The organism is Streptomyces sp. NPDC059852 (assembly GCF_042731455.1).
Lineage (GTDB): Bacteria > Actinomycetota > Actinomycetes > Streptomycetales > Streptomycetaceae > Streptomyces.
In genome coordinates this window covers 155,109-170,722 of sequence record NZ_JBHWJK010000005.1, presented here as the reverse complement: position 1 = coordinate 170,722, position 15,614 = coordinate 155,109, and the positions used below count along the sequence as shown (strand labels likewise).

Below are 15,614 nucleotides of genomic sequence, written 5' to 3'. Positions count from 1 at the left end.
GCTTGTCAGGACATGCGGAGTTGCGAAATTAAGCAATTGCCAACATGCTCTTCTTGCTGACGTCAGGGTGGTGCACTGCCACACGGCCTCCCTGGGTGCCGTCCGCGGGAAGTCGAGGGGTCGTGTCCGTTCCGCTGTACCAGGCCAAGGCCGAGTTCTTCCGGATGCTCGGTCATCCCGTCCGCATCCGGGTGCTGGAGCTGCTTCAGGACGGGCCGTCGCCGGTGCGGGACCTGCCGGCCGCGATCGAGGTGGAGGCGCCGTGCCTGTCGCAGCAGCTCGCGGTGTCGCGCCGGTCCGGCATCGTCGCTTCCACCCGGCAGGGCTCCACGGTCGTCCACGCGCTGGCGGGCGGTGACGTCGCCGACCTCATGAGGGCCGCGCGCCGCATCCTGACCGACATGCTCGCCGGGAGGGGCCGACTGGCGGCCGAACCGAAGGACGCGGAGGTCGTCGCACCATGACCCCCGGTGCCCGCCGGGTGTGGACCCGGATCGCCTCCCTGCTGCCAGGCCGGCACGACCTCAGGGACGTACGGAGCGACCCGCGCCGGGACCTCCTCGCGGGGCTGGCCGTCGCGGTCGTGGCCCTGCCGCTCGCTCTCGGCTTCGGGGTCTCCTCCGGGCTGGGCGCGGAGGCGGGCCTGGCCACCGCCGTCGTGGCCGGTGCCCTCGCCGCCGTCTTCGGCGGCTCGAACCTCCAGGTGTCCGGGCCCACGGGCGCGATGACCGTCGTCCTGGTCCCGATCGTCGGCGCGTACGGCCCGACCGGCGTGCTGACCGTGGGACTGATGGCCGGCGTGATGCTGGTGGCGCTGGCCGTGCTGCGGGCCGGCACGTACATGCAGTACGTGCCCGCTCCGGTGGTCGAGGGCTTCACCCTCGGCATCGCCTGCGTCATCGGCCTCCAGCAGATCCCCAACGCCCTCGGCGTGCCCACGCCGGAGGGCGACCGCGTGCTGGTGGTCACCTGGCGGGCGGTCCAGGAGTTCGCCCAGTCCCCGAACTGGACCGCCGTCGGTCTCGCGGTCGCCGTGGCCGCGCTCATGCTCGCCGGTGCCCGATGGCGGCCGACGGTGCCCTTCTCCATCGTCGCGGTGATCGCCGCCACGGTCGTCGCACAGCTCGCGCACCTGAACGCGGCCAGACCGATCGGCGACCTGCCGTCCGGCCTGCCCGCACCGACCCTCGCCTTCCTCGATCCCAGCGCCCTGGGCTCCCTGCTCGCCCCCGCCGTCGCGGTCGCCGCCCTCGCCGCCCTGGAGTCCCTGCTGTCGGCGTCGGTCGCGGACGGCATGACCGTCGGGCAGCGGCACGACCCCGACCGGGAACTGTTCGGGCAGGGCCTGGCCAACATCGCGGCCCCGCTGTTCGGCGGCGTCCCCGCGACCGGCGCCATCGCCCGCACCGCTGTCAACGTCCGCACCGGCGCGACCTCGCGGCTCGCCGCCCTCATCCACGCCGCCGTCCTGGCCGTCATCGTCTTCGCCGCGGCACCCCTCGTCTCCAGGATCCCGCTGGCCGCGCTGGCGGGCGTGCTGCTGGCCACCGCGATCCGCATGGTCGAGGTCGGCTCCCTGCGAGCCATGGCCCGGGCCACCCGGTCCGACGCGCTGATCCTCGTCGTCACCGCCGTCGCGACACTGGCCCTGGACCTCGTGTACGCCGTGATCATCGGCCTCGTCGTGGCCGGCGCCCTCGCCCTGCGCGCGGTGGCCAAGCAGGCCCGCCTCGACCAGGTCCCGCTGGAGCGGGGCGACCACAGCGCCGAGGAACACGCGCTGCTCGCCGAGCACATCGTGGCGTACCGCATCGACGGCCCGCTGTTCTTCGCGGCCGCTCACCGCTTCCTGCTGGAACTGACCGAGGTCGCCGACGTCCGGGCGGTCATCCTGCGCATGTCGCGGGTGTCGACGATGGATGCGACCGGCGCCCTCGTCCTCAAGGACGCGGTCGAGAAACTGACCCGCCGCGGCATCCTCGTCCTGGCGTCCGGCGTACGCCCCGGCCAGCGGCAGGTCCTGGACTCCGTGGGCGCACTGGACCTGCTGCAGCCCGACGGCCGTGCGTACGCCACCACCCCGGAGGCGATCCGCGCCGCCCGTGACCATCTGGAGCTGACGGGCGTCCTCTGCGCCGGGGCAGAGGCGATCCCGGCCCAGGCGGCACGCGACGAGCCCGCCTGACCGCGCACCCCTGCGGCTGTTTCTGCCCGATTGCTAATGTTGGCAATTCGAAAGGTCGTCACCACGGGAAGTGGTGCGCCCGGGACCGCACGGGGAACCGGCGGTGCCGGCTCCGCCGACGAGGAAGGCAGCATGCATACGACGAGCAGCTGGAGCGTGTGCCGCAGCCGCGGGGAGGAGGCGGCCCGGTGAGCACGCCGCTGTACCAACTGAAGGCCGAGTTCTTCAAGACGCTCGGGCACCCGGCCCGCATCCGCGTTCTGGAACTGCTCAGCGAACGCGAGCACGCGGTCGCGGAGATGCTGCCCGAGGTGGGCATCGAGCCCCCGCACCTCTCCCAGCAACTGGCGGTCCTGCGCCGGGCCAATCTCGTCGTGACCCGCAGGGAGGGCGCCACCGTCTACTACTCCCTGGCCACCCTCCAGGTCGCCGAACTCCTCCGGGTCGCCCGCACGATCCTCTCCGGCGTCCTGACAGGCCAGGCCGAACTCCTGGCAGACCTCCAGGCGGGCACGGGGACGGAATCACCGTCCTGACGCCTGGCACCCTCGCCTGCCACTGCGCGAGCTTCGAGTTCCGGAGGGCGCCCGACCGCGGGAACCCGGGTCAGGCGCCCTTCGCGGGTGTCTAGAAGAAGCCCAGCTTCTTCGGGGAGTACGACACCAGGAGGTTCTTCGTCTGCTGGTAGTGCTCCAGCATCATCTTGTGGGTCTCGCGGCCGATCCCGGAGCCCTTGTAGCCCCCGAACGCGGCATGTGCCGGATACGCGTGGTAGCAGTTCGTCCACACACGGCCCGCCTGGATGGCCCGGCCCGCGCGGTACGCGGTGTTGACGTCCCGGGTCCACACGCCCGCGCCCAGGCCGTACAACGTGTCGTTGGCGATCTTGATGGCGTCGTCGAAGTCGTCGAAGGACGTCACCGACACGACCGGCCCGAAGATCTCCTCCTGGAAGATCCGCATGCGGTTGTCACCCTCGAAGATGGTCGGCTGGACGTAGTAGCCGCCCTTCAACTCGCCCTCGTGCTCCAGGCGTTCCCCGCCCGTGAGGACCTTCGCCCCTTCCTGCCGGCCGATGTCGAGGTAGGACAGGATCTTCTCCAACTGGTCGTTGGAGGCCTGCGCGCCGATCATCGTGTCCGTGTCCAGCGGGTGACCGGTCCTGATCTGCTCGGTCCGCGCGACCGCGGCCTCCATGAACTCCGCGTAACTGCCGCGCTGCACCAGGGCCCGGGACGGGCACGTGCAGACCTCGCCCTGGTTGAGGGCGAACATCGTGAACCCCTCGAGCGCCTTGTCCCGGAAGTCGTCGGCGGCCGACCAGACGTCGTCGAAGAAGATGTTCGGGGACTTGCCGCCGAGTTCCAGGGTCACCGGCGTGATGTTCTCCGACGCGTACTGCATGATCAGCCGGCCCGTGGTGGTCTCACCGGTGAACGCCACCTTGGCCACCCGGGGGCTGGACGCCAGCGGCTTGCCCGCCTCCACGCCGAAGCCGTTGACGATGTTCAACACGCCCGGCGGCAGCAGATCGGCGACCAGGCTCAGCCAGTAGTGGATGGACGCCGGGGTCTGCTCGGCCGGCTTGAGCACCACCGCGTTGCCCGCCGCCAGCGCCGGCGCCAGCTTCCAGGTGGCCATCAGGATCGGGAAGTTCCACGGGATGATCTGCGCGACCACGCCCAGCGGCTCGTGGAAGTGGTACGCCACCGTGTCGTCGTCCACCTCGCCGAGCGTGCCCTCCTGCGCCCGGATCGTGCCCGCGAAGTAACGGAAGTGGTCGATGGCCAGCGGGATGTCGGCCGCCAGCGTCTCCCGTACCGGCTTGCCGTTCTCCCAGCTCTCGGCGACGGCCAGCCGCTCCAGGTTGGCCTCCATGCGATCGGCGATCTTCAGCAGGATCCCGGCCCGCTCGGCGACCGAGGTACGGCCCCACGCCGGAGCGGCCGCGTGCGCCGCGTCGAGGGCCCGCTCCACGTCCTCCGCCGTGCCCCGCGCGATCTCGGTGAACGGCTGACCGGTCACCGGCGACGGGTTCTCGAAGTACTGCCCCCGGCTCGGCGGCACGTACTCACCGCCGATGAAGTGGTCGTAACGCGCCTGGTAGGAGACGATCGCGCCGTCGGTGCCGGGCGCCGCGTAACGGGTCATCTTGCTCTGCCTCCCGAAGAACCGCTGCCCGCCGTCGGGCAGCTCGCACCGCGAGGCTAGGAGCGGCGAGGTTGCAACCAGGTTGCGTGCCCTGCCGCGCCCAGGGCGCCGCTCACCACGGCGAACGGTGCTCCCGGCCCGGCCCGGCGGCCAGTTCGTGCTCCAGCGCGGCCAGCCGCGACCGTACGGCCGGCGTCGGCCGGACCGCCGCGAGCGCCCGCCACACGTCCAGGTCGTCCTCGCCCCACGGCGCGTGGGCCCAGTCCGCCAGCAGGTCCGGGTCGCGGCGGGCGATCAACGCCGTGCGCAGACCGTCGGCCAGCCGGCGCCGGAGCCGTACCACCGCCGGTGCCTGCGAGCCCGGCAGCAGCGGACCGGCGTACGCCGTCGCCGCGGCGGTGACCGCGCCCGCCTCCAGACGCCGTTCGACGACCGCCACGTCCGACTCCACCGGCACCATCAGCCGGTAGGGCCGCGAACCGAGCAGCGACGGCCCCAATGTCCGGCGCAGCCGGGCCAGTTCGGCTCGAAGGGTCACCGGCGTCACCGACTCGTCCTCGTACAGGGCGCACAGCAGCTCGTCGCCGGTCAGCCCCTCCGGGTGCCGTGCCAGCAGCACCAGGATCTCGCTGTGCCGCCGGCTCAGCCTGATCCTGCGGCCGCCGACGAGGAGGTGTGCCTCGTCCCGGCCCAGCGCCGTCAGCTCGGGTGCGCCGCCGACCGGGTCGTCCTGAGGAACCAGCAGCGCCAGATGCGACTCCGCCGCCCGCGCGACCGCCTGCACGAACCCGAGACTGTGCGGATGCGCGAGCCCGTCTCCGCCGGTGATGTCCACCGCGCCGAGGACCCGCCCGGTCCGCGGATCGTGCACGGGCGCCGCCGCACAGGTCCAGGGCTGCACCCGGCGGATGAAGTGCTCCGCCGCGAACACCTGCACCGGACGGTCGACGGCGACCGCCGTCCCCGGCGCGTTCGTCCCCACGGCGGTCTCCGCCCAGCGCGCACCCGGCACGAAGTTCATGCGGTCCGCCTTGCGCCGGGTCGCCGGATGCCCCTCCACCCACAGCAGCCGGCCGTGCGCGTCGCACACCGCGAGCAGATGCTCGCCGTCGGCGGCGAACGTGCCCATCAGCTCCCGGAACAGCGGCATCACCCGTGCCAGCGGATGCTCCGCCCGGTAGGCGCCGAGGTCGCCGTCCGCCAGCTCCACGCTCGCCGTGCCGTCCGGTCCGACTCCGGCCCGCGCGGAACGCCGCCACGAGTCCGCCACCACGGCACGCACGGGCCTGGGCACGGTGCCCACCGCGGTGAAGGTCTCATGGGCACGACGCAGTACCCGGACATGTTCGGCAGGGTCGGTCCCCGGCTCCAGGGCCACCCACGGATCGGACACTTCGGCCTCCCCGGACGGCATTGCGGCTGGGGACATCGTCATGCCGGGTAGGCGTGCCGACAACCTCTTCGACGGCGCTCACTCGAACGATGTCCCGGCGGCGCGGCCGTACGAACCCTCAGACGGCCTGGACCAGCCGTATGTACCGTGCCCAGTCCCAGTGCGGCCCGGGATCGGTGTGGTCGCTGCCGGGCACCTCGTGGTGCCCGATGATGTGCGTGCGGTCCCTGGGTATCCCGTGCCGGGCGCAGATCGCGGCGGTGAGCCGGGCGGAGGTCTCGTACATGACGTCGGTGAGGTAGGACGGCTCGTCCACCCAGCCCTCGTGCTCGATTCCGATACTGCGCTCGTTGTACTCCCAATTGCCCGCGTGCCAGGCGATGTCGGACTCGCGGACACACTGCGAGGTGTGCCCGTCGGCGGACCGGACGACATAGTGCGCGGATACTTTCTTCCGTCCTTCCTCGAAGAGGAACAGGGTCTTTCGGTACATGGTCTGTGTCATGTGGATGATCACCCGGTCCACCGTGCGGAGCGTCCCCGGGTGCGCGGCGGAGTAGCAACTCCTGCCGGCTGGCCGCCACTCGGCGGACGGCTGGTCCGGTCCGGGAACATGCGCTCCGGCCCGCTGCTCGGGGAGCAGGGCGTACGGGACGGCGGCGAGTGCGGTCCCCTGCAGGACGCGGCGTCTGCTGAGGTGGGTGCGTACGCGCTCCACGACGTGAACCGCCTTTCGGAGTACCTGAACCTGGTGAGAGTGCTGGACCTACGGAAGGGGCCGAGGCCCCACGCCGGCCGGGACCAGGGGCCGGGTCGGCGCGGACGGCGTGTGAATCAAGGTACGCCCCGAATCGGCAGGCAGACGGGCCGGACGAATTTCCGTGGAGGGCCCGGGAGTTGTGGACAACTCGCTCACTCATGTGAGTGAAGTCGCTCCGACCGAGCCGACATCAGGCCCGCTGCGCCACCGAGGCGGGGTCGTCCAGCACCGCCCGCACGACCGCGTGCGCGGCCCCCAGCAGAGGCCCTTCGGAACCGAGCCGGGACACGGACACGGGGCAGGCCGGGCCCGCGGTCCGCCGGTCCAGTTCCGACTCCAGCGACGGCAGGAGCCATGGCGCGAGCCCGGCCAGGGCGCCGCCGAGCACCACCGTGCGGGGGTCGAGCAGATTGACCGCGCCCGTCAGCGCGATGCCGAGCGCGGTGCCCGCCTCGCGCAGCGCGCCTCGTACGTCCTCGTCCCCGTCGGCCGCCCGCTCCGCCAGCAGCCCGACCCGGTCCTCGCCCGGCTCCAGCCCGGCCGCGCGCAGCACCGCCTCCTCGCCCGCGTACTGCTCGAGGCAGCCGCGGCCCCCGCACGGGCACACGGGTCCTTCGGGCTGGACGGGCATGTGCCCGAGCTCGCCCGCGAATCCGCGGGTCCCGTGCAGCAGTGATCCGTCCACGACGACGGCGGCACCGATACCGATCTCCGCCGACACGTGCAGGAAGTCCTGCGGTGTGCCGTCACCCAGCCACAGTTCGGCGAGAGCACCGAAGTTGGCCTCGTTGCCCACGGTGAGGGGGAGGTCGGTGGCGAGCAGCTCGCCCAGGTCGGTGTCCCGCCAGTCGAGGTTGGGGGCGCGGACGACCGTCCGGGCGTCGCGGGCCACCAGACCCGGCACGGCCACGGCCAGCCCCGCCGGCCACAGCCCCTCGCTGCCCGCCTCCGCGACGACCTGGCCGACGAGCCCGCCGAGTTCGGCGAGCACCGGCTCGGCGGCCCGGCCCCGGTTCGTGCCGTGGCGCACGGCCCGGGCCCGCACTTCGCCGCGCAGATCGACGGCGCACACGGCGAGATGGTCCACGCCGATCTCCGCACCGATCCCGGCCGGCCCGTGCGCGCTGACCGCGAGGGCCGATCCGGGACGGCCGACCCGGCCGGGCCGCTCGGGGCCCAGCTCCTCCAGCAGGCCCGAGCGGATCAGCTCGTCGACCAGCGTGGACACCGCCGCGCGGGTCAGCCCGATACGGGAGGCCACGGCCGCACGCGAGAGCGGCCCGTCGGCGCTGACCGTGTGCATCACCCGGGCGAGATTGCGGCGGCGCATGCCCTGCTGGGTGTCGGGCAGCGCGCGCCCGGCACCCGCCGGCTGGACCTCGTGCAGCGGTGCGGTCATGCCTCCGTCTTCCTCAGTGCGCCTCGGGGCTCCGCTCCAGCAGCGGGGCCGCGTCGGAGAGTACCCCGCTGATCCGGGCCAGCGTCTCGTCGTCCCGCTCCACGGCGTCCAGCACCGGCCCGCGCGCGGTGTTCCAGCGCCGGGCGACCGCGGCCGGGTCCTCGCCGGTCAGCAGTCCGGCGGCCTGGGCGGCGGCACCCAGTGCGACCAGTTCCTTGGCCTCGGGTACCTGGACCGGGCGTCCCGACAGCCGGCGCACGGTCTGCTGCCAGGCCGTGCCCCGGGCGCCCCCGCCGATCAGCAGCAGCGGCGCCGAACGGTCCGCGTCCTCGTCCAGCACCAGGTCCAGGGCGCCCAGCAGCGCGTGCACGGCACCGTCGTAGGCGGCCTGGAGGAGCTGGCCGCCGGTCGTGTCGTGGCGCAGGCCGTGCAGCACGCCCGACGCGTGCGGCAGGTTCGGCGTGCGTTCGCCGTCCAGGAAGGGCAGGAAGGTCAGACCCGAGACCGGCTCCACGGCTTCCCGGTCGCGGCCCAGCAGGGCGGCGAGCTTGTCGACGGCGAGCGTGCAGTTCAGCGTGCAGGCCAGCGGCAGCCAGTCCCCGTGCGCGTCGGCGAAGCCCGCCACGGTGCCGGTCGGGTCCGCCGGGCGCCGCCGCGACACGGCGTACACGGTGCCCGACGTGCCGAGGCTCAGGACCGGAGCACCGGGGAGCAGGCCGAGGCCCAGCGCCGCCGCCGCGTTGTCACCGGTGCCGGGCGCCACCAGGGTGCCCTTGGAGAACGGCAGGTCGTGGCTGTCGCGCACGGTGCCCGCGACCTCGCCGGGCCGCACCACACGCGGGAGCAGCGCCGGGTCCAGCCCGACGTGCTCCAGGATCTGGGCGTCGTACGTCTCCGTCCCCGACGCCCACCAGCCCGTGCCGGAGACATCGCCCCGGTCCGTGGTGCCCTGACCGGTCAGGCGCTCGGTCAGGTAGTCGTGGGGGAGGCGCACGGCCCGGGTGGCCCGCACCGACTCGGGCTCGTGCTCGGCGAGCCACGCCCACTTCGTCACCGTGAACGAGGCCGTCGGGACGGAGCCCGTCCGCTCCGCCCACACCTTCGCGCCGCCCAGTTCCTCCGTCAGGCGCTCGGCCTGCGGCGCCGAGCGCACGTCGTTCCACAGCAGGGCCGGACGCACCGGCTCGCCCCGCTCGTCCAGCGTGACCAGGCCGTGCTGCTGCCCGCCGATCGACACGGCGGCCGCCTCGCGCGCGGGCTCGCCGCACTGACGCAGCGCCTCGCACAGCGCGTCGTACCACTGGCGGGGGTCGCTTTCGCGGGCCCCACCCGAGGTGACGGTGTGCGGCGCCTGGCCGCTCGCGACGACCCGCCCGGTCGACACGTCGACGACCAGCGCCTTGGTGGACTGGGTGGACGTGTCCACGCCGACGACGAGCGGACCCTCGGCTGCTGACATCGGGTTCTCCCTTTTTCCGCGGCTCTGCGGCTCTCTGACCTGCTGTTCTATGGCCGTCCGGCGCGTGGCGACCCGGCTCCGGCCCTTTCGGGGACATCGTGTCCCTTCCCAGGGACGCGTTGGCATACTAATTTGTAAACCGCCATGACGAAATAGTCGTAGCGAGTCGTTCAAGCAGTCGTCAGTAAGCAAGGAGCCGCGTCATGAGCTACCAGCCCACCCCCGAGGACAGGTTCACCTTCGGTTTGTGGACCGTCGGCTGGCAGGGACGGGACCCGTTCGGCGACGCCACCCGCAGCGCCCTCGACCCGGTCGAGACGGTGCAGCGCCTGGCCGAGCTCGGCGCCCACGGCGTCACCTTCCACGACGACGACCTGATCCCCTTCGGGTCCTCGGACACCGAGCGCGAGGCGCACATCAAGCGCTTCCGCGAGGCCCTCGACGCCACCGGCATGAAGGTGCCCATGGCGACGACCAACCTCTTCACCCACCCCGTCTTCAAGGACGGCGGCTTCACGGCCAACGACCGTGACGTGCGCCGCTACGCCCTCCGCAAGACGATCCGCAACATCGACCTGGCCGTGGAGCTCGGCGCCGAGACCTACGTCGCCTGGGGTGGCCGCGAGGGCGCCGAGTCCGGTGGCGCCAAGGACGTGCGGAACGCGCTCGACCGCATGAAGGAGGCGTTCGACCTCCTCGGCGAGTACGTCACCTCCCAGGGCTACGACATCAAGTTCGCGATCGAGCCCAAGCCGAACGAGCCGCGCGGCGACATCCTCCTCCCCACCGTCGGCCACGCGCTGGCGTTCATCGAGCGCCTCGAGCGTCCCGAGCTGTACGGCGTCAACCCCGAGGTCGGCCACGAGCAGATGGCCGGACTCAACTTCCCGCACGGCATCGCCCAGGCGCTGTGGGCGGGCAAGCTGTTCCACATCGACCTCAACGGCCAGTCCGGCATCAAGTACGACCAGGACCTGCGCTTCGGCGCCGGCGACCTGCGTTCCGCCTTCTGGCTGGTCGACCTTCTGGAGAGCGCCGGGTACACCGGTCCCCGGCACTTCGACTTCAAGCCGCCGCGGACCGAGGACTTCGACGGCGTGTGGGAGTCGGCGGCGGGCTGCATGCGCAACTACCTGATCCTCAAGGAGCGCGCCACGGCCTTCCGTGCCGACCCGGAGGTCCAGGAGGCCCTGCGCGCCGCCCGCCTGGACGAGCTCGCCCAGCCGACCGCGGCGGACGGCGTCAAGGGCCTGCTCGCCGACCGCTCGGCCTTCGAGGAGTTCGACGTCGACGCGGCCGCCGCGCGCGGGATGGCGTTCGAGCGCCTCGACCAGCTCGCGATGGACCACCTGCTGGGCGCCCGCGGCTGACGCCACGCGCGTGTGTGCACCGCCCGTCCCCCGACGGGCGGTGCACACGCGATGCCGGGGCGGCCGTCCGGACGCGTCGGGAACCGACCGGAATGTTCCGGAACCGTGAGATCCGTGGCGCGGAGCCGTCCCAACTCCCGTACAGGGGTCGCGGATCAGCGGCGGGGTTGCCACCCTTGACGGTATGGCCACGCCGCCCGTACCGCCTCAGCCGCCAGGACCGCCCCCGGGTCACACACCACCGGGCGGCTTCGGCCCGCCCGCCGACGGCTACGGCTACGGCAGCGCAGGCCCGCCCCCGTACGGCGGCGGAGGCCCCGGGCGCCGCCGCAACCCGCTCGTCGTCCTGCTCGTCGCCGTGGTCGCCGTCGCCGCCGTGGTGGCGGCCGTCCTGCTGGTCAGCGGGAACGGTGACGACGCCCCCGACGACGGCTCGCCGTCCGGCACCGACTCGAGCCCTTCGCCAAGGCCGTCCCTCAGCATCCCGAGCGAGTTGCCCAGCCGGTTGCCCAGCGAGCTGCCGACCTCACTCCCGTCAGGGTTCCCGACCGATCTGCCGAGCGGATTCCCGTCCGACCTGCCGAGCGGGTTCCCGAGCGGTCTCGAATCGCTTCTGCCGTCCCTGGAGGACGCGTTGCCGTAGTCAGCGGCCCTCGCTCTCCTCCGCGCGGTCGGGCTGAGGACCGACGCCGCCGGGTTCGGCGGCGGCCAGTGCCGTCGCCGGATCCCGCGCGGGCGCTCCCGCGGGCACCCATCGGCCCGCCTCCGCCCGGTAGGGCCACCAACGTCCGTCCCGTCCGAGGCGCAGCTGACCGGGGGAGCCGTCCACGGTCCACCGGTTCCCGTCCCGGCGCAGCGGCGGCCGCTCGTCCTCGTCCCAGGCGGCCTCCAGGGCGGCACACGCGCGTGCCAGTGTCTCGCCCTCCACCCGCCACTTCTCGTCGAGCACGCACAGGGCGGACTCCCCACCGAGCCGCCACGCGCGTACGGCCACCTCCAGTCCGTCGCGGCCACGCCCCGAACCGTCGGCCAGCCGCTCGCTCACGTGTGCGTCCGATGGGCCCGCCGCGAGGCGCACCGCGTCCTGGGGGAGCGTCAGCTCCGGGGCGGCTGCCGGGTTTCGCGGGGCGTCCCGCAGGGCCTCCGCGAGAAGGCGGTGCGCCTCGACGGCGGTGGCGGCGGCCAGGGCCTCCAGGGCGTCGGGGTCGACGTCCTCGTCCGGCGCGGTCTCGGTGTCGAGTGAGGGCGGCATCCCCGGTTCCGCCGGCAACCCGGGCAGGTCGGGCAGCGGCGGCAAGGCGGCGCCGGTCGCGTACGCCTCGACGGCGTCCACCCCTGGCCGCGCGCGGGATGCGGAGGAGTCCGGCACCCCGTGGGCGGACTCCGTGTCGCCGCGGGCCTGGAGATCGGCCAGGAGGGCTTCTTCACCGCGTCCACGCATCAGGAACAGGACGAACGGGTCCTCGTCCAGCAGCCGTGCCACCTGGTAGCACAGGGCTGCCGTGTGCTCGCAGTGGTCCCAGGCGTCGCAGGCGCACTCGGGCTCCAGGTCGCCCATGCCGGGCAGCAGGTCGATCCCCGTGACCGAGGCGTCCTCCACCAGGTGGGGGGGCATCTCACGGTCCAGGAGGGCCGCGACGTGCCCCGCCCGTTCCACGGCCATGTCCAGGAAACGCTCCCACTGGCGCTCCGTCAGCGGCTCCACCAGGACGTCCGCCCGGTGCGCCGTACGGTCGCGGCCCCGCACCACGGCCGTGATGCGCCCGGGCCGCACCGACACGGCACCGACCGCGCCCGCCCGCGCGAGCCTGCGCCCCGCCTTGAGTTGCTGGAGGTCGAGTGCCGACTCCTCCAACGCCGTCAGCCAGGCCTGCCCCCACCAGGTGACGGCGAAGCCCCTCCCACGCGCGGGAGGGAACGCGGCGAAGGTGCGTTCCACGTCGGAGCCGTGGCCGGCCGTCCGGCCCTCGTGTCCGGTCATCGGGTGCCCCCTCGCAGTTCCACCAGATCCGCCAGCTCCGCGTCCGTCAGCTCCGTCAGAGCCGCCTCACCGCCGCCGAGCACGGCGTCCGCCAGCGCCTGTTTGCGGCCGAGCATGTCGGCGATGCGGTCCTCGATGGTGCCCTCCGTGATCAGCCGGTGCACCTGGACCGGCCGGCTCTGGCCGATCCGGTACGCGCGGTCGGTGGCCTGCGCCTCCACGGCCGGGTTCCACCAGCGGTCGTAGTGCACCACGTGCTCCGCGCGCGTGAGGTGCAACCCGGTGCCGGCGGCCTTCAGCGACAGCAGGAAGACCGGCACATCACCGTCCTGGAAGTGCCGCACCATGCGCTCCCGTTCGGGCAGAGGCGTACCGCCGTGCAGGAACCGCGAGGCGATCCCCCGAGTCGCCAGGTGCCGTTCGATCAGGCGCCCCATCCCGACGTACTGGGTGAAGACCAGCACGCTCGCCTCCTCCGCGAGGATGGTGTCCAGCAACTCGTCGAGGAGTTCCAGCTTCCCGGACCGCCCGGCGATCCTCGGCCGTTCCTCCTTGAGGTACTGCGCCGGGTGGTTGCAGATCTGCTTCAGCCCCGTCAGCAGCTTCACGATGGCGCCACGCCTCGCCATGTCGTCGGCGCCCGCGATCGTCGCGAGGGACTCCCGGACCACGGCCTCGTACAGGCCCGCCTGCTCGACGGTGAGCGACACCGTGCGGTCCGTCTCCGTCTTCGGCGGGAGTTCCGGCGCGATCCCCGGGTCGGACTTGCGGCGGCGCAGCAGGAAGGGCCGCACCAGGCGGCTGAGACGTTCCCCGGTGGCCGGGTCCTGACCACTCTCGACCGCGTCGGCGTACCGTCTGCGGAACGTGCCGAGGCGGCCCAGCAGACCGGGCGTCGTCCAGTCGAGGATCGCCCACAGCTCCGAGAGGTTGTTCTCGACCGGGGTGCCCGTGAGCGCCACGCGCGCGCGTGCGCCGATGGAGCGCAGCGCCCGCGCGGTCGCCGAGTACGGGTTCTTCACATGCTGGGCCTCGTCGGCGACGACCATGCCCCAGGGCAGCGCCGCGAGCCTCGGCGCGTCCTGACGCATCGTGCCGTACGTCGTGAGTACGAACTCGCCGTCCGTCACGGAGGCGAGGTCGCGCCGCGCGCCGTGGAAGCGACGCACGCGCGTGCCGGGCGCGAACTTCTCGATCTCCCGCTGCCAGTTGCCCATCAGGGACGCGGGGCAGACCACCAGCGTCGGTCCCGCCGATGCCGGGTCGCCCTGCCGGTGCAGGTGCAGCGCGATCAACGTGATCGTCTTGCCCAGACCCATGTCGTCCGCCAGACAGCAACCGAGTCCCAGGGACGTCATGCGTGCCAGCCAGCTCAGGCCACGGCGCTGGTAGTCCCGGAGCGTGGCCGCCAGGGCGGGCGGCTGATCCACCTGCTCCTGTCCTTCGGGGTCCGCGAGCCGTTCCCGCAGCGCGGTCAGCCAGCCCGTGGAGCGCACCTCCACCTGGTGGTCGTCGACCTCGATCGATCCGGTCAGGGCCGCTCCGAGCGCGTCGATGGGCGTCAGTGCGCGGATCTCGCGCGCGTGGGCGCGCCGCACCTGCAGAGGATCGACGAGGACCCACTGGTCGCGCAGGCGCACGACAGGACGGTTCGCCTCGGCGAGGCGGTCGAGTTCCTCGCGTGTGAGTCGCTCGTCGCCGAGGGCGAACGACCAGTCGAAGGAGAGCAGCGCGTCGGAGGACAGGAACGACGGTGCGCCGGAGGTGAGCGAGCCGGGCCCGGCCGCGTCGTCCGGCGGGCCGATCACCGCGCCGGTGGTCAGTTCGCGGGCGAGGTCCTTCGGCCAGTGCACCTCGACGCCGATCCCCGACAGCCGGTGGGCGCCGTCCCGCATCAGGTCCGTCACCTCGTCGTCGGCGAGGTCCACGGCGTTCGGTACGGCCGCGGACAGCAGCGGCGACAGGGGAGCCCAGACCCGGGCGGCGCGGCGCAGCGCCAACAGGATGTCCATCCGCGCGCGGGGCTCGAACGCACCGGACCCGCTCCACACGTCCACCGCGTCCGCGACCAGCGTCGGGTCGCTCACGCTGTGCACCTGGAGGACGGCTCGGAACGACGGCGCCGGGGAGTCCTCGGCCGCGCTGTCGGTCCCTTCGGCACCGGTGAACTCCACCCGCACGGAGAGCCGTACGCCCGCGTCGTGGCCGGCGGCGACGTCGGCGGCCCAGGCGCGCAGCCGCGGCAGGTGCTGTGGTGACATGGCCGCGTAGGCGGGCCCGCCCGTGACGAGTGGCGCCGCGGGGGAGCGTGGCAGTGCGTCGGCGACCGCGTCCAGGAAGGCCCGGACCAGTTGCTCGGGGTCCGGCAGCCTCGGCGGTTCCTCGCCGGGCAGCGGCACCGCGTGCGCCTCGGGCGGCATCGCGGCGGCGAGGCTGCGAACGCGCTCGACGTCCTCAGGGCGCAGCGGACCTGCTCGCCAGGCGTCGTGGTCCTCGGCCGAGAGACCGGGCAGCAGCAGACCGCGGGCCACGATGTGCAGGGCCAGGACGGTCGCCGCGCCCCAGAACACTGCGGCCCGGTCGGCCTGCGGCGACGTACGCGCGCGTGCGAGCACGGGCAGCGCGGCACGGACGGGGAGCAGCAGCGCCGGCACCTTCGCCGGCACCACGCCGTGCTCACCGGGCACGACGACTGACAGCTCCTCGACGCTGCCGTGGGGGAGACGGGGTACGGCACCGCCGTCGGTCCGCCAGATGGCGACGCGGCCGGTGCGGGCGGGATCGCCCGGAAGGAAGACGACGTGGCAGGACGACGGGTCGGGGAGGTCGGACGACGGGTCGGGGAGGTGGGATGACGTTGCCTTTGCCTCGGGAAGCCTCGGCACGACGGAGCAGCACTCCTCAAATTTGACTACT

The 15,614-nt window shown here is 73.1% G+C and carries 12 protein-coding genes; 5 read left to right on the top strand and 7 right to left on the bottom strand.

All coding sequences use genetic code 11. The features are described from left to right. Positions 1-122 precede the first annotated feature (122 nt). From ACFV46_RS08755 to ACFV46_RS08745, 3 genes are all read left to right on the top strand, one after another. Positions 123-464 (top strand): ArsR/SmtB family transcription factor, encoded by a 342-nt coding sequence (locus ACFV46_RS08755; RefSeq protein ID WP_385497543.1) that lies wholly within the window; start codon positions 123-125, stop codon positions 462-464. Further along, complete coding sequence (locus ACFV46_RS08750) at positions 461-2,185, top strand: SulP family inorganic anion transporter (protein WP_385497542.1); 1,725 nt, start codon at positions 461-463, stop codon at positions 2,183-2,185. Before ACFV46_RS08755 ends, ACFV46_RS08750 begins: the two co-directional genes overlap by 4 nt. Positions 2,186-2,373: 188 nt before the next feature. Beyond that, positions 2,374-2,721 carry an ArsR/SmtB family transcription factor gene (locus ACFV46_RS08745; protein ID WP_385497540.1) on the top strand — a complete coding sequence of 116 codons (348 nt, stop codon included), beginning with the start codon at positions 2,374-2,376 and terminating at the stop codon, positions 2,719-2,721. A gap of 91 nt (positions 2,722-2,812) precedes the next feature. Here ACFV46_RS08745 and adh read toward each other — a convergent pair whose 3' ends face one another. The 5 genes from adh to xylB form a co-directional block, all read right to left on the bottom strand. Continuing rightward, the gene (gene adh, locus ACFV46_RS08740; RefSeq protein ID WP_361930414.1) at positions 2,813-4,336 is read right to left on the bottom strand and encodes an aldehyde dehydrogenase; all 1,524 of its coding nucleotides are present in this window, start codon (positions 4,334-4,336) and stop codon (positions 2,813-2,815) included. Positions 4,337-4,448: 112 nt separating this feature from the next. Continuing rightward, positions 4,449-5,750 (bottom strand): GAF domain-containing protein, encoded by a 1,302-nt coding sequence (locus ACFV46_RS08735; protein ID WP_385497664.1) that lies wholly within the window; start codon positions 5,748-5,750, stop codon positions 4,449-4,451. 97 nt (positions 5,751-5,847) lie between these two features. Continuing rightward, positions 5,848-6,447, bottom strand: a complete 600-nt coding sequence (locus ACFV46_RS08730; protein WP_361930412.1) for an N-acetylmuramoyl-L-alanine amidase — start codon at positions 6,445-6,447, stop codon at positions 5,848-5,850. Between the two features lie 232 nt (positions 6,448-6,679). Continuing rightward, positions 6,680-7,888, bottom strand: a complete 1,209-nt coding sequence (locus tag ACFV46_RS08725) for an ROK family transcriptional regulator (RefSeq protein WP_361930409.1) — start codon at positions 7,886-7,888, stop codon at positions 6,680-6,682. Positions 7,889-7,901: 13 nt separating this feature from the next. After that, positions 7,902-9,347 carry a xylulokinase gene (gene xylB, locus ACFV46_RS08720; RefSeq protein ID WP_376728476.1) on the bottom strand — a complete coding sequence of 482 codons (1,446 nt, stop codon included), beginning with the start codon at positions 9,345-9,347 and terminating at the stop codon, positions 7,902-7,904. 203 nt (positions 9,348-9,550) lie between these two features. Between xylB and xylA the strand changes: the two genes are divergently transcribed. Next, on the top strand, positions 9,551-10,717 hold the full coding sequence (gene xylA, locus ACFV46_RS08715; protein ID WP_283289524.1) for a xylose isomerase: 1,167 nt from the start codon (positions 9,551-9,553) through the stop codon (positions 10,715-10,717). 184 nt (positions 10,718-10,901) lie between these two features. Then, positions 10,902-11,360: a hypothetical protein gene (locus ACFV46_RS08710; protein WP_385497537.1), complete on the top strand. Its 459-nt coding sequence runs from the start codon at positions 10,902-10,904 to the stop codon at positions 11,358-11,360. On the opposite strand, the gene ACFV46_RS08705 is transcribed toward ACFV46_RS08710, so the two are convergent. Both ACFV46_RS08705 and ACFV46_RS08700 read right to left on the bottom strand, forming a co-directional pair. Further along, complete coding sequence (locus ACFV46_RS08705; protein ID WP_385497536.1) at positions 11,361-12,698, bottom strand: SWF or SNF family helicase; 1,338 nt, start codon at positions 12,696-12,698, stop codon at positions 11,361-11,363. After that, on the bottom strand, positions 12,695-15,583 hold the full coding sequence (locus ACFV46_RS08700) for an SNF2-related protein (RefSeq protein WP_385497534.1): 2,889 nt from the start codon (positions 15,581-15,583) through the stop codon (positions 12,695-12,697). The genes ACFV46_RS08705 and ACFV46_RS08700 overlap by 4 nt, the downstream gene beginning before the upstream one ends. Between the last annotated feature and the right edge of the window lie 31 nt (positions 15,584-15,614).